This window comes from Pseudomonas saponiphila (genome assembly GCF_900105185.1).
Classification (GTDB): Bacteria; Pseudomonadota; Gammaproteobacteria; order Pseudomonadales; family Pseudomonadaceae; genus Aquipseudomonas; species Aquipseudomonas saponiphila.
In genome coordinates this window covers 3,608,965-3,622,108 of the sequence record NZ_FNTJ01000001.1, presented here as the reverse complement: position 1 = coordinate 3,622,108, position 13,144 = coordinate 3,608,965, and the positions used below count along the sequence as shown (strand labels likewise).

Genomic DNA, 13,144 nt, shown 5'->3' with positions numbered 1-13,144 from the left:
GCCAAGGTGACCTGAGTACGAACTTTGTAGCCAGTCAGGCAGTGAGTTCGGAGGGGATGCTATCGGATTGGATCCAGTTGCGCCGGATCGTCGCCGGCGGTTTGTAAGCATGCGCGCTATGCGGCCGCTGCTCGTTGTAGAACTGTCGCCAACGTTCGATCAGCACCTTCGCTTCGGTCCGACTGCGGAACCATTCGCGGTTGAGCAGTTCGTCGCCCATCGTTGCCTGCGAAGTCAGGACCAGCAGAATCCTGAGGGGAGTTCTCATCATGGTTTTCTCCGTTCAGACGCTTGGGATCAAGCGGCCGGAGACCACTACGCCTGCTTGGCTTTGCGCGCTGCCTCGACCAAGCTGTCGAGCCAGTCCTGATGGCCGTTGATCATCGGGTTGGGTTTGGCGTTGTGCAGCTCCTCGGCCGGTTTGCCCTTCTGAGTTTCCTGCGTGAGGATGCGCACGCGCCTGCCGTCCAGGTTCTCAACCAGCCAGGCGTGATGCACATCCAGGCGCGTATCTGTGCCTTCCTCGCCGGACCAGCCGTGCCAGGCCACGCGGCCGGGTTGCCCATCCGCAGGTGGCACGTATTCGTTGCACTGCCCCTCTACCGGGAAGCCGAAGGTCTCGAAGTAAAACCGATCGCCGTCGGCCAGTACCGGGCCTTTGCCGTCATGAAAGCACACGTTAGCCGAGTTGGCGTAGTAGCTTGGCCACAGCGATGGTGTGACGAGTAGAGGCCATACGTCGGCCGCGCTCAAGCCGGCGGCGATGATCTCATTGGAGGCGAAATTCTCAGTAAAGCCCGGCGTGTAGCCTTCGGGCCAGAGGATGGCGTTCTGTTGCTTGCTCATATCGAAGCTCCTTCACAAAATGTCGATGACGCAACAGGGGTGGCTGCGTCATTCAAGTGGTCATGGAGCAAATCATGAGCCTCCATCTGCAATAAGTGAAATCCTAAGTTTCTATTTTTGATATCATAAAATATGATATCAAGGCCTAGGTTCTGCCATCCACCGACTAGGCTATCTCGCAGCGGCGCTACGAAAGGGCGCGTCTCCAATTGAGCCGACTGATTGCTTATTTGTAGTGCGAGGTAGAGTTGTGCTGAGCATGACGATAGGAGCGATCTTGCCTACTTGTTGTTAGCACAGGAAGTGAACAGCAGTGCTCGTATCCAGCGATGTGCTGGATCGTGATGGGTGCGTTCGTGCCAAGCAGCCGTCTTGGTGAACCCCGGTATCTTCACCGGCGGCAGGGAGATAGCCAGCTTGTCCATACCGGCGACCAAGCGGCTCGGCAAGATCGCAACCATGTCACTGGCACGCAGGATGTCTGGCAAGATCAGAAAGCTCTTGACCGACAGTGTGACGCTGCGTCGTTTGCCCAACTGTTCTAGCGCATCGTCGGTGACGCCGCGGAAACCTCCACCATCGTAGGAAACAAGCGCATGGTCGAGAGCACAGAACTGTTTAACGGTCAGCTTGCGCCCCATAGCCGCAGGATGGTCTTCCCGCAGGACACACACATAGTGTTCCTTGAACAGCTCTCGGGCATGCAGATTTGGCGGAGTGATCTCTGGCGTCAGGAGGGCTAAATCGATCTGACCGCGCTCAAGCTGGTTCTGTAGCTGCCCGCTCTCGACTGGCACTAATGAGACTCGTACACGCGGTGCGTGCCGTTTAAGTGCCGATAGAAATGGGACAGCAACGGCACGCAGCGCATAGTCCGTCGCGGCGATGGAGAAGGTCAGTTGTGCGGTGGCCGGATTGAAGGAAGGTGGCTGGAGCAGCGCGTCGATTTCGGCGAGCACCTGCTTGACAGGCATCCCTAGATCCAGCGCCCGCTGCGTTGGAACGATACCCCGCTGCGAGCGCGCGAAAAGCGGGCCACCGAAGCTCTCGCGCAACCGCGTCAGCATGCCACTCAAGGCCGGCTGGGTTAGTCCCAGACGGGCCGCCGCCCGTGTCACATTGCGTTCGTCTAACAATGCGTCCAGCGCCTTGAGCAAGTTGAGATCCATACTCTTGATATTTTTCATTTTTATTCCAATCTTAAATATCATCGTTTTTCATGATATCTAAATATTGCCTATGAGTGGAAGCAAGGCCCATTGACGGCTTTTTTTGGGTAACTTGCTTGGAACTCTGTATGCGCCGCAGTGCGCTTTCGCTTGCGGCGCTTTTCTTTGACTCGCCACCGCGCTCATTCTTTCTTTTCCCTCGACCATTGTGCTGCGAACGGTCTTTGACCGGCACTAGCCCAGAACCGATCCTGACGCCTGCGACACCCCCTGTGCAACGCTTTCAATGAGACACCAGCGCAGGAGAAATCGGAGGACAGGTCATGCAAGGGACGAACGTTCTGTTCGGCCAGATCGCTGTGGTAATCGGCATCGTGATCGCCGGCGTCTGGGGCGCCACACAATGGACAGCAGCGACCCTTGGCTATCAAGTACGCCTCGGATCGCCCTGGTTCGATCTTCTAGGTGTACCGGTTTATCACCCGTGGCGCTTGTTCGAATGGTGGTTCTTCTTTGATGCCTACGCGCCGCACGTCTTCGACACAGGCGGTGCGATTGCGGGTGGTAGCGGTTTGTTCGCTTTACTCGTCGCCATCGCCATGTCGGTATGGCGTTCTCGGCAGTCGCGGCTGGTTACGACTTATGGTTCGGCACGCTGGGCCGATGCCGTCGACATCCGCAAAGCTGGACTGACCCTCCCGGCGGGCGTCTTCCTCGGCCAACACGACGACCAATACCTCCGACATGAGGGGCCGGAACATGTCCTGAGCTTCGCACCCACGCGCTCGGGCAAGGGCGTGGGCTTGGTGGTGCCTACGTTGCTTTCGTGGCCGGCGTCCGCCGTCATTCACGACATTAAGGGAGAGAACTGGAAGATCACGGCGGGCTGGCGTTCGCGCTTTTCGCACTGCCTGCTTTTCAACCCCACCGATAGGCAGTCGGCCGCCTACAACCCGCTGCTTGAAGTCCGGCGCGGCGCACATGAAGTGCGCGACGTGCAGAACATCGCCGACATTCTGGTTGACCCTGAAGGTGCGTTAGAGAAGCGCAATCATTGGGAGAAGACCAGCCACGCGCTACTGGTCGGTGCAATCTTGCATGTTCTGTACGCAGGCGAGGACAAGACGCTGCGCGGCGTCGCCAACTTCCTCAGCGACCCGGCGTGTCCGTTCGAGCTGACGCTGCACCGGATGATGACGACGAAGCACCTGGGCGATGCGCCTCACCCGGTTGTCGCATCCGCTGCCCGCGAAGTGCTCAACAAGTCGGACAACGAGCGATCGGGCGTGCTCTCCACCGCCATGTCGTTTCTCGGCCTGTACCGCGACCCGACCGTGGCCGAAGTCACATCGCGCTGCGATTGGCGCATCGCCGACCTGATTTCCGCCGAGCACCCGGTATCGCTCTATCTGGTGGTGCCGCCCTCCGACATAAGCCGCACCAAGCCGCTGATCCGGCTCATCTTGAACCAGATCGGGCGGCGGCTGACCGAATCGCTCGACGGCAGCGATGGCATCGCGCGCCGGCACAAGCTGCTGCTGATGCTGGACGAGTTTCCGGCGCTGGGTCGCCTCGATTTTTTCGAGTCCGCGCTTGCCTTCATGGCCGGCTACGGCATCCGCAGCTTTCTCATCGCTCAAAGCCTGAACCAGATCGACAAGGCGTATGGGCAGAACCATTCCATCCTCGACAACTGCCATGTCCGGGTGACTTTCGCCACCAACGACGAAAGGACGGCGAAAAGGATTTCCGAAACCCTCGGCACCGCCACCGAGCTTCGCGCGCAGCGCAACTACGCGGGCCACCGCCTCGCTCCGTGGCTGGGGCACCTGATGGTGTCGCGTCAGGAAACTGCACGTCCGCTGCTGACGCCCGGCGAGGTGATGCAGCTTCCACCTGAGGACGCCGTAGTCATGGTGTCCAGCGTTGCCCCGATCCGCGCGAAGAAGCTGCGTTACTACGTCGACGCCAATTTCAAGGATCGCGTCCTGCCACCGCCCGTGCTCGCAGTCGGGAGGTACGCCGACGCGCCGCCAGCCCGCCCCGACGACTGGAGCGGCTTGGCGATCCCGGCCGTACCTACGGCGCCGACCTCGGTATCCGCCGATGGTCCGGGCGGCACCGATGACGGCGGCCCGCGCCGCCAGCTCGAACTCTCCGAAACCGTCGCCTACGAGCCCGAGTTGGACGCGTGTGCGAACGACCTGGAGCTGCTCGATGACGACGACCTGGCGCTCCCGCTTCCCGGCCAGCTCGACCCGGCCATGCAGCGCACGGCCCGGCTGGCTTCTCTCGACCCCAACGACGGAATCGACCTATGAGCCAATACCGCCTCAATCTTTTCATCCAGCCCGAGCACGCCAAGCGCCTGGATGAACTTGCCGCCAAGAAAGGCGTGTCCAAGTCCTCCATCGTCGCAGCGGCCTTGGCGTCCTGGCTGTCACCCGATGCGGGCGACCAGCGTGAGGCCGCCATTGCCAAGCGGCTGGATCGACTGTCGCGGCAGACCGAACGCATGGAGCGCGACCAGAACATCCAGATCGAAACGCTGGCGCTGTTCATCCGCTATTTCTTGACCATCAGCACGCCGGTGCCAGAAGCCCACAAGGACGCGGCCCGCGCCCAGGGCAAAGCGCGCTTCGAGCAGTTCGTCGAGCAGTTGGGTCGCCACCTGCTGCGTGGCCGCAGTCTGGTGCGCGACGTGGTGGAGGAACTGCACCCCGATCCGATGCGGATGGATGACGCAGCAGCGATGGCGTCCGCCGATGAGCGAGCTGCAGAGCGTGCGTCATGAGTGCCGTTCCGCAGATTCCGCCTGAATCTCGCTCATCCGCCGCGGCGTCCCAGGATCGCCGCATCCAGATGCTGCGCACGGCGATGGGGCCGCTGATCGCCGCTGCGCTCGAAGATCCGGATGTTGTGGAAATCATGCTCAACCCCGATCGCACCCTGTGGGTGGATCGGCTGTCGTCGGGTCGCTCGCCGCTGGGCGTGGAGATGCCCGAGGCCGATGGTGAACGCATCATCCGCCTGGTCGCCGCGCATGTCGGCGCGGAGGTGCATCGCGGCCAGCCGCTCTTGACCGCCGAGTTGCCGGAAACCGGCGAGCGTTTCGAGGGCATCCTGCCTCCGGCCGCCCCGGGGCCAGCCTTCGCGCTACGCAAGCGGGCCGTGAGCATCATCGGCCTGGATCGCTACGTGGCCGACGGCATCCTGACCGCCGGGCAGGCCGAGTTCCTGCGCCGCGCCGTGCGCGAGCGGCAGAACATCCTGATCGCCGGCGGCACCAGCACCGGCAAGACCACGCTGGCGAACGCGCTGCTGGCCGAGATCGCCGCCACAGGCGACCGCGTGCTGGTGCTCGAAGACACCATCGAGCTGCAATGCGCGGCCCGCGACCATGTGCCGCTGCGCACCCGCGCCGGCGTCGTCACAATGACCGAGCTGGTGCGGGCCACGATGCGCCTGCGGCCTGACCGCGTGATCGTCGGCGAAGTGCGTGGCGGCGAAGCCCTGGACTTGGTGAAGGTCTGGGGCACCGGCCACCCCGGCGGCATTGCCACCATCCATGCCGGCTCCGCCTTGGGCGCACTGCTGCGTCTGGAGCAACTGATCCTCGAAGTGGCAGTGAATCCGCCCCGCGCCCTGATCGCCGAGGCGGTCAACGTGGTGATTCACATCGCAGGCCGTGGCCGCAAACGTCACGTCGAAACCATCTCCCGTGTCGTCGGCTTCGACGGTGCGGGCTATCGCCTGACAGATGCGCTGGAAACGCCGTTTCCCGAGCTGCCGCCGGTTCCTCTTGCAGCCGCTGCCGCTGCGCCTTCCTCGACCCCTGACCAACCTGGAGAACTGCCATGACGCACGTTGATGCTTTCCGTCTTTCCGTAAATCCTATTTCTCGCCTGTCCAGCATGGCGCGGCTGCGCCACCTGGCCCGTCCCGCAGGGCAAGGGCTGCTGCTGGCCGCGCTGATGCTGTTGCTGGCGGGCACGGCGCAGGCCGCCGGTTCCTCGATGCCGTGGGAAGGGCCGCTGACCTCCATCCTCGAATCCATCCAAGGGCCAGTCGCCCGGATCGTGGCGGTGATCATCATCATCTCGACGGGGCTTGCGCTGGCGTTCGGTGATACCAGCGGCGGCTTTCGCAAGCTGATCCAGATCGTGTTCGGCCTGTCCATCGCGTTCGCCGCGTCCTCGTTCTTCCTGTCGTTCTTCAGCTTCTCCGGAGGGGCCGTCGTATGAGTAAGGCCACCGATCTTCCGGGCTTTGAAGTGCCGCTGCATCGCTCGCTGACCGAGCCGATCCTGCTGGGCGGTGCGCCGCGCACCGTGGCGATTGCCAACGGCACGCTAGCCGCCGCCGTCGGGCTGGGCCTGCAACTGTGGATTCCCGGCGTGGTGCTCTGGATCGTCGGCCACTCGCTGGCCGTATGGGGTGCGCGCGTCGATCCGCAGTTCATGCAGGTCTTCGCGCGGCATATCAAACACCGCCCGCTTCTGGACGTGTGAGGGGAGGACGCCATGCTGAACCTTGCCGAATATCGTCAGCGCCCGGCCTTGCTTGCCGACTGGCTGCCCTGGGCCGGGCTGGTCGCGCCGGGCGTTGTGCTGAACAAAGATGGTTCGTTTCAACGCACGTTCCAGTTTCGCGGCCCCGACTTGGACAGTGCGACACAGGGCGAGCTGATTGCCACGTCGGCGCGGCAGAACAACGCGCTTCGCCGTACCGGGTCTGGCTGGGCCTTCTATATCGAGGCCGAGCGGATGCGGGCATCGAGCTATCCGCAATCCTCCTTTCCCGAACCACTGTCCTGGCTGGTGGATGAGGAGCGACGCGCGGCGTTCGAGGAGTCGGATGGCCATTTCGAGAGCGTCTATCACTTCACGTTGCAACACCTACCGCCGCAAGAGTCTCGCGCCCGTGCGGCTGGGATGCTGTACGAGAACCGGCCCACTGAGGGTGTGGACTGGCGTGGTCGGCTTGATTCCTTCGTGGCAGAGACCGATCGCGTGTTCGACCTGCTCGATGGTGTGATGCCGGAGATTGCCTGGCTGGACGATAGCCAGACGCTGACCTACCTGCATGCCACAGTCTCCACGCGGCGCTATCGCGTCGGCGTGCCCGACGTGCCGTTCCATATCGACGCACTGCTGGCCGATGCCGCGCTGGTCGGCGGCCTGGCGCCCATGCTGGGCGATCAGCACCTGCGCGTGGTGTCGGTACGAGGCTTCCCGACCTCGACCTGGCCGGGGATCTTGGACGACCTCAACCGCCTGGGCTTTGCGTATCGCTGGAGTACGCGCTTCCTGTGCCTGGACAAAGCCGAGGCGGAACGGGAATTGGGGCGCTTGCGGCGCCAATGGTTCGCCAAGCGCAAGAACGTCATCGCGCTGCTGCGCGAAACGATCTTTCAGCAGGAAAGCCCGCTGGTCGATACCGATGCCAGCAACAAGGCCGCCGACGCCGATGCCGCCTTGCAGGAGCTGGGCAGCGATCAAGTCGCCTTCGGCTACCTCACCGCCACGGTGACGGTGCTCGACGCCGACCCGGCCGTGGCCGACGAGAAGCTGCGCATGGTGGAGCGCGTCATCCAGGGCCGGGGTTTCGTGACCATCCCCGAAACCCTCAACGCAGTCGATGCCTGGCTGTCGTCCGTCCCCGGCAACGCATACGCGAACGTGCGTCAGCCCATCGTTTCGACGCTGAACCTGGCGCACATGATGCCGATGTCAGCGGTATGGGCTGGGCCGGAGAAGAACGAACACCTCGATGGCCCGCCGCTGATCGTCACCCGCACCGATGGCGCGACGCCGTTCCGGCTGGTGACGCACATCGGCGACGTGGGGCACACCCTTGTCGCCGGGCCGACCGGCATGGGCAAGTCGGTGCTGCTCGCCATATTGGCCATGCAGTTCCGGCGCTACTTCGGCTCGCGGATCTTCGCCTTCGACATGGGGCGCTCGATGCGCGCCACCATCCTCGGCCTTGGCGGTGAGCACTACGACCTCGGTGCCGATGGCGGCATCGCCTTCCAGCCACTCGCGCGAATAGCCCACGAGGGCTACCGCACCTGGGCCGCCGAATGGGTGGAGGGCCGGCTGCTGCACGAAGGCGTGACGGTCGGCCCGGACGAGAAGGCTGCCATTTGGTCGGCGCTGCGAAGCCTTGCCGGTGCGCCAGTGGAGCAGCGCACCATGACCGGCTTGTCGGTGTTATTGCAGTCCAACGCGCTGCGCCAAGCGCTCGCGCCCTATGTGTTGGGCGGCGCCCACGGCAAGCTGCTGGACGCTGACCACGACCGGCTGGGCATGGCCGACGTGCAGGGCTTTGAGATGGAAGAACTGATGCACAGCCCCGCCGCCGTGCAAGCAGTGCTGCGCTACCTGTTCGCCCGCTTCGACGAACGTTTTGACGGCGCGCCCACGCTGCTGATCCTCGATGAAGCGTGGCTGTTCCTCGATGAGCCGTCCTTCGCGGCCCGCATCCGGCAATGGCTCAAGACGCTCAGAAAAAAGAACGTCAGCGTCATCTTTGCCACGCAGTCGCTGGCCGACATCAAGGACTCGACCATCGCGCCAGCCATCATCGAAAGCTGCGCGAGCAGGATCTTCTTACCTAACCCGCAGGCCACCGAGCCGCAGATTCGCACGATCTACGAAGGCTTCGGCTTGAACAGCCGCCAGATTGAGATCGTGGCGACCGCACAGCCCAAGCGCGATTACTACTACCAGTCGCGCCTCGGCAATCGCCTGTTCGACCTCGACCTGGGGCCTGTCGCGCTCGCATTCGCGGGCGCATCCACCCCTCAAGACCAACGCGATATTGACCGCGTGCTGACGCAGGCCGGCGCTCCCGGCTTCGCCGGCGCGTGGCTGCGCCATCGCGGCCTCGGCTGGGCCGCCGACCTGCTGCCGTCCGCTCCGGCGGCAGCTTCCTTTCTCGCTTCTCAACCGCTGGAGGTTTCACCATGAAGACCAAGCCCCGTTTGCTCTCTGTCTCACTCGCTGCCGTGCTGTCGGTATCGCTGCTGGCCGTGCAGCCCGCATCCGCGCTGACGGTGTTCGACCCGTCCAACTTCGTGCAGAACACGCTGACCGCCGTGCGCACGCTGGAACAGATCAACAACCAGATCAACCAGCTTCAGAACGAGGCGCAGATGTTGATGAACCAGGCCAGGAACCTGGCAAATCTCGACTTCAACATCGTCAACCGCCTGCGCTCGACGCTCGCCACCACCGAGCGCCTGATCGCCGAGGCGCGCGGCTTGGCCTACGACGTGCAGAGCATGGATGCCACGTTCGCCCGCCTGTACCCGGAACAGTACGCCGCCACCATCAGCGGCGACCGCATGGCACAGGACGCCCGCGAACGCTGGCAGAACACCTTGAACGGCTTGCACACCGCGATGCGGATGCAGGCGCAGGTGTCGCAGAACCTCGCCCAAGACGAAAGCGCGCTGGCCGATCTCGTGAGCCAGAGCCAGTCGGCCACCGGCGCGCTGCAAGCGATGCAGGCGACGAACCAGCTCCTGGCTTTGCAGGCCAAGCAGTCGATCCAGGCGCAGCAGCTCCAGATCACGCAAGACCGGGCCGCTTCACTGGAACTGGCGCGGCAAGCGGCGGCTATGGAGCGCGCCCGCGAAGTGCGGCGGCGCTTTCTGGGCACCGGCACGCCGTACACGCCGCAGTCCGTCAACTTCTATAACAACTGACCGGAGGCGGCCATGCGATGCGCTTCCGTCCTGATGGCCGTGCTGCTGACCGCGTGCGGCCAGCAGCCGGCCGAGAACCTGGCCGACGCCCTGGCCGCAGATCCGGTGCGGCTCAAGGCGTTGCGCGGGCAATGCGCGGCCGACCGGCAGGCCGTGGGCGAGGATGCCTGCCGCGCCGCCGCTGAAGCCTTCCGGCGGCGCTTCTTCGCCGGCCATACCGGGCCGGATGAATACAACTCGCTGGCTGAACTCCCGCCGATTCCGCCGAGCTTCGATACGCCCGCAGATGAATTGCCAGAGGGCGCCGTTCCGCTCACTCCGCCCGAGGATTCGCCATGAACGACGTGACCATCATCGACCGTTTCCTCGATACGTTCTCGCGCTACATCGACTCGGGCTTCGGCTTATTGCAGGGCGAAGTGGCATTTCTCACCGCCACGCTCATCGTCATCGACATGACGATCGCTGGCCTGTATTGGGCCATGAGCCACGCCACCGGCCAGGGCGACGACGTGATCGCCAAGCTGCTGCGCAAGGTGCTCTGTGTCGGCGCGTTCGCCTACATCATCGGCAACTTCAACTGGCTGGCGAGCATCGTGTTCCGCTCGTTCGCCGGCTTGGGAATTACCGCTACCGGCTCGGCCATCACGATGGAGAACTTCCTTCAGCCGGGCCGGCTGGCGAAGACCGGCATCGACGCAGCCGCGCCGATTCTGGAACAGATCGGGGACATGGCTGGGTTCCCCGAGGTGTTCGTGAACATCGACCCTATCGTGGTTCTGTTCATCGCCTGGCTGGTGGTGATCCTCTGCTTCTTCGTGCTGGCCGTACAGCTTTTCATCACGCTGATCGAGTTCAAACTGACTACGCTCGCCGGCTTCGTCTTGATCCCGTTTGCACTCTGGAACAAGACCTCGTTCCTCGCGGAAAAGGTGCTAGGCAACGTGGTGTCGTCAGGCATCAAGGTCTTGGTGCTGGCCGTCATCGTCGGCATCGGTTCAGGCCTGTTCGCCGAGTTCCAGGTGCATCCCGACGAACCATCCATCGACCACGCGCTGGTCGTGATGCTGGCCTCGCTCGCGCTGCTGGCGCTGGGCATTTTCGGCCCCGGTATCGCCACCGGCCTGGTGTCCGGTGCGCCACAGCTTGGTGCGGGCGCGATGGCTGGTGCTGCGGTCGGGGCTGTCGGCACCGGCGTTGCCATCGGCGCCGCCGTAACGGGCGTGGGCGGCGCCGTCATGGCCGGGGCACGAATGGCCCCGGCGGCCGCAAAGCTGGCCGGTGCCGGTGCGCGTGCCGCGACTTCGGCGGCCGGCAGTGCCCGATCGGCGTTCCAGGCCGGTTCCGCTGCGGCCGGCGGCGGTGCCAAGGGCGCGGCGGCTGGCCTCGGCAATGTCGCCAAGACTGGCGCACAAGCCGCAGGCCGCAGCGTCACCTCTGGTGCTTCCGCTGTTGGGCAGAAGGTGGCCGACTCCTTCCGCGCTGGCTGGAACGGCACAGAAGCCGGCAGCGACGGTGCTGGCCCCGGCCAGACCGCAGACGGCACCGCAGGCTCGCAGAAGCAAGAGCAACCGGCCTGGGCCAAGCGGATGCACCGCCGCCAGCAGGCTACCCATGCCGCGACCACTGCCGCCCACACGCTGCGCGGCGGCGACGGCGGCGGCTCCGGGCAAGGCCCGAGCCTGCGGGATTCCGATACCTAACCTTCAAGGAGAACACCCATGCGATTCAAACGACCGCAGGTGCGCTACGCCGATACGCCGCAGCCTGCCACCCCGTATCAAGCCGCCGCCCAGGTGTGGGACGACCGTATCGGCTCCGCCCGCGTGCAGGCGAAGAATTGGCGCCTGATGGCCTTCGGCTGCCTAGTGCTCGCGCTGTTGATGGCCGGCGGCCTGGTGTGGCGCTCGGCGCAGTCCATCGTGACGCCCTATGTCATCGAGGTCGATCAAGCCGGGCAGGTGCGCGCCGTGGGAGAGGCCGCCACGCCGTACCGGCCCGGCGACGCGCAGATCGCGCACCACCTGGCGCGCTTCGTGACGCTGGTTCGCTCGCTGTCCATCGACCCCATCGTGGTGCGGCAGAACTGGCTCGATGCCTACGACTACACCACCGACAAGGGCGCGGCGGTGCTCAACGACTACGCCCGCACCAATGACCCATTCGCCCGCATCGGCAAGGAATCGGTAACGGTGCAAATCACCAGCGTGGTTCGCGCGAGCGACACGTCTTTCAACGTGCGCTGGACAGAGCAGCGCTATGTCAACGGTGCGCCCGCCGGCACCGAACGCTGGAACGCCGTGCTTTCGACCGTCCTGCAAACCCCGCGTACTGAACAGCGCCTGCTCAAGAACCCATTGGGTATCTACGTCAACGGCCTGTCATGGAGCCGCGAACTGGATTCTTCCGAAGGAGCCAAACCATGAAACTTCGTTTCCGCCTTTACGTTGTTCCTTTGACGCTGCTGGCCCTCGCGGGCTGCGCCTCGCAGGGGAAGCCGCCGCCATCCATCTCGCTCGACGAGACGGTGCTGGCCCAGCCGTTGCCCGAACCGCCCAAGCCCGTCGAAGTCGTCGCCGTCCCTGAACCGCTGGCGCTGCCGGCGCAGTTGAAGCCCCTGCCGGAACTCGATGAGGCCCCCGTTGCGCCGGAGCCGGCCGACGAAAAGGTGCGCGTTTCCCGTGCCAATGCAGAAGCGCGTATCGCGCCTACCCGTGAGGGCTACGTCAACGCGATTCAGGTGTGGCCGTTCACCGATGGCGCGCTTTATCAGGTCTATGCGTCGCCGGGGCGCGTGACGGTGGTTTCGCTTCAACCGGGCGAGGAACTGGTAACGGTCGCCGCCGGCGATACCGTGCGCTGGATCGTGGGCGACACGTCCAGCGGCGGCGGGGCCGATCTGCGCGTCAATGTGCTGGTCAAGCCTATCCGCTCCGGTCTGAAAACCAATCTCGTCATCACCACCAGTCGGCGCACCTACCTGCTGGAGCTGACCTCGACCGAGAGGGCATGGATGGCGTCGGTGTCCTGGGACTATCCGAAAGACCGAATGCTCGCGTTGCAGCGCCAGGCGCAGGCAGCGCAGGCAACAACGCCTGTCGATACGGGCCTGTCGCTGGACAAGATCCGCTTCCGCTACGCGGTATCGGGCAGCAACCCGCCGTGGAAGCCTCTGCGCGCCTTCGATGATGGAGAGAAGGTCTATATCCAGTTCCCGCCGGGCATCGCCCAGGGCGAGCTGCCGCCGCTGTTTGTCATCGGCGCGCAGGGCGACGGGCAACTGGTGAACTACCGTTTTCGCTCGCCGTACTACGTCGTGGATCGCCTGTTCGGCGCGGCCGAACTGCGGCTGGGCGGCGATGGCGGCGACGTGGTGCGGATCGAGCGCACCGATGGTGTTGCACGGAGGAACTGAC

Annotated in this window: 13 protein-coding genes and 1 pseudogene; 11 read left to right on the top strand and 3 right to left on the bottom strand. The window is 64.2% G+C overall.

The genetic code is table 11. From position 1 onward, the window contains the following. Positions 1–34: 34 nt before the first annotated feature. From BLV47_RS16735 to BLV47_RS16725, 3 genes and pseudogenes are all read right to left on the bottom strand, one after another. A pseudogene (locus tag BLV47_RS16735) lies at positions 35–214 on the bottom strand (integrase core domain-containing protein); the annotation flags it as partial. 101 nt (positions 215–315) lie between these two features. After that, a complete protein-coding gene (locus BLV47_RS16730; RefSeq protein WP_000043569.1) occupies positions 316–846 on the bottom strand; it encodes an SRPBCC family protein in 531 nt (176 codons plus the stop codon). 281 nt (positions 847–1,127) lie between these two features. Next, positions 1,128–2,033, bottom strand: a complete 906-nt coding sequence (locus tag BLV47_RS16725; RefSeq protein WP_092317275.1) for a LysR family transcriptional regulator — start codon at positions 2,031–2,033, stop codon at positions 1,128–1,130. 305 nt (positions 2,034–2,338) lie between these two features. Here BLV47_RS16725 and BLV47_RS16720 point away from each other — a divergent pair, with 305 nt between their 5' ends. From BLV47_RS16720 to trbG, 11 genes are read left to right on the top strand one after another with little or no spacing between them, the layout of a single operon-like run. Next, positions 2,339–4,336, top strand: a complete 1,998-nt coding sequence (locus BLV47_RS16720) for a conjugal transfer protein TraG (RefSeq protein WP_001163195.1) — start codon at positions 2,339–2,341, stop codon at positions 4,334–4,336. Then, positions 4,333–4,809, top strand: a complete 477-nt coding sequence (locus tag BLV47_RS16715) for a ribbon-helix-helix protein, CopG family (protein WP_000085131.1) — start codon at positions 4,333–4,335, stop codon at positions 4,807–4,809. The genes BLV47_RS16720 and BLV47_RS16715 overlap by 4 nt, the downstream gene beginning before the upstream one ends. Beyond that, positions 4,806–5,876 (top strand): P-type conjugative transfer ATPase TrbB, encoded by a 1,071-nt coding sequence (gene trbB / locus BLV47_RS16710; RefSeq protein WP_023093367.1) that lies wholly within the window; start codon positions 4,806–4,808, stop codon positions 5,874–5,876. The genes BLV47_RS16715 and trbB overlap by 4 nt, the downstream gene beginning before the upstream one ends. Beyond that, on the top strand, positions 5,873–6,259 hold the full coding sequence (locus BLV47_RS16705; protein WP_000150010.1) for a TrbC/VirB2 family type IV secretion system protein: 387 nt from the start codon (positions 5,873–5,875) through the stop codon (positions 6,257–6,259). The genes trbB and BLV47_RS16705 overlap by 4 nt, the downstream gene beginning before the upstream one ends. Continuing rightward, positions 6,256–6,525, top strand: a complete 270-nt coding sequence (locus BLV47_RS16700; protein WP_003092280.1) for a VirB3 family type IV secretion system protein — start codon at positions 6,256–6,258, stop codon at positions 6,523–6,525. Before BLV47_RS16705 ends, BLV47_RS16700 begins: the two co-directional genes overlap by 4 nt. Positions 6,526–6,537: 12 nt before the next feature. Then, the gene (gene trbE / locus BLV47_RS16695; RefSeq protein WP_000933135.1) at positions 6,538–8,988 is read left to right on the top strand and encodes a conjugal transfer protein TrbE; all 2,451 of its coding nucleotides are present in this window, start codon (positions 6,538–6,540) and stop codon (positions 8,986–8,988) included. Beyond that, the gene (trbJ, locus tag BLV47_RS16690; protein WP_003092277.1) at positions 8,985–9,728 is read left to right on the top strand and encodes a P-type conjugative transfer protein TrbJ; all 744 of its coding nucleotides are present in this window, start codon (positions 8,985–8,987) and stop codon (positions 9,726–9,728) included. Before trbE ends, trbJ begins: the two co-directional genes overlap by 4 nt. Positions 9,729–9,740: 12 nt before the next feature. Then, positions 9,741–10,067 (top strand): hypothetical protein, encoded by a 327-nt coding sequence (locus tag BLV47_RS16685; RefSeq protein WP_014603538.1) that lies wholly within the window; start codon positions 9,741–9,743, stop codon positions 10,065–10,067. After that, the gene (trbL, locus tag BLV47_RS16680; RefSeq protein WP_001000746.1) at positions 10,064–11,431 is read left to right on the top strand and encodes a P-type conjugative transfer protein TrbL; all 1,368 of its coding nucleotides are present in this window, start codon (positions 10,064–10,066) and stop codon (positions 11,429–11,431) included. The genes BLV47_RS16685 and trbL overlap by 4 nt, the downstream gene beginning before the upstream one ends. 18 nt (positions 11,432–11,449) lie before the next feature. Further along, complete coding sequence (trbF, locus tag BLV47_RS16675; RefSeq protein WP_001211312.1) at positions 11,450–12,154, top strand: conjugal transfer protein TrbF; 705 nt, start codon at positions 11,450–11,452, stop codon at positions 12,152–12,154. Beyond that, the gene (gene trbG / locus BLV47_RS16670; RefSeq protein ID WP_000776560.1) at positions 12,151–13,143 is read left to right on the top strand and encodes a P-type conjugative transfer protein TrbG; all 993 of its coding nucleotides are present in this window, start codon (positions 12,151–12,153) and stop codon (positions 13,141–13,143) included. The genes trbF and trbG overlap by 4 nt, the downstream gene beginning before the upstream one ends. Position 13,144 lies beyond the last annotated feature (1 nt).

Excerpts from the sequence above, each read along its gene's own strand:
- trbJ (WP_003092277.1), top strand. The coding sequence starts at position 8,985 with ATGAAGACCAAGCCCCGTTTGCTCTCTGTCTCACTCGCTGCCGTGCTG.
- trbB (WP_023093367.1), top strand. The coding sequence starts at position 4,806 with ATGAGTGCCGTTCCGCAGATTCCGCCTGAATCTCGCTCATCCGCCGCG.
- BLV47_RS16720 (WP_001163195.1), top strand. The coding sequence starts at position 2,339 with ATGCAAGGGACGAACGTTCTGTTCGGCCAGATCGCTGTGGTAATCGGC.
- trbF (WP_001211312.1), top strand. The coding sequence starts at position 11,450 with ATGCGATTCAAACGACCGCAGGTGCGCTACGCCGATACGCCGCAGCCT.
- BLV47_RS16725 (WP_092317275.1), bottom strand. The coding sequence starts at position 2,033 with ATGAAAAATATCAAGAGTATGGATCTCAACTTGCTCAAGGCGCTGGAC.
- BLV47_RS16730 (WP_000043569.1), bottom strand. The coding sequence starts at position 846 with ATGAGCAAGCAACAGAACGCCATCCTCTGGCCCGAAGGCTACACGCCG.
- trbL (WP_001000746.1), top strand. The coding sequence starts at position 10,064 with ATGAACGACGTGACCATCATCGACCGTTTCCTCGATACGTTCTCGCGC.
- BLV47_RS16705 (WP_000150010.1), top strand. The coding sequence starts at position 5,873 with ATGACGCACGTTGATGCTTTCCGTCTTTCCGTAAATCCTATTTCTCGC.
- BLV47_RS16700 (WP_003092280.1), top strand. The coding sequence starts at position 6,256 with ATGAGTAAGGCCACCGATCTTCCGGGCTTTGAAGTGCCGCTGCATCGC.
- trbE (WP_000933135.1), top strand. The coding sequence starts at position 6,538 with ATGCTGAACCTTGCCGAATATCGTCAGCGCCCGGCCTTGCTTGCCGAC.
- BLV47_RS16685 (WP_014603538.1), top strand. The coding sequence starts at position 9,741 with ATGCGATGCGCTTCCGTCCTGATGGCCGTGCTGCTGACCGCGTGCGGC.
- trbG (WP_000776560.1), top strand. The coding sequence starts at position 12,151 with ATGAAACTTCGTTTCCGCCTTTACGTTGTTCCTTTGACGCTGCTGGCC.
- BLV47_RS16715 (WP_000085131.1), top strand. The coding sequence starts at position 4,333 with ATGAGCCAATACCGCCTCAATCTTTTCATCCAGCCCGAGCACGCCAAG.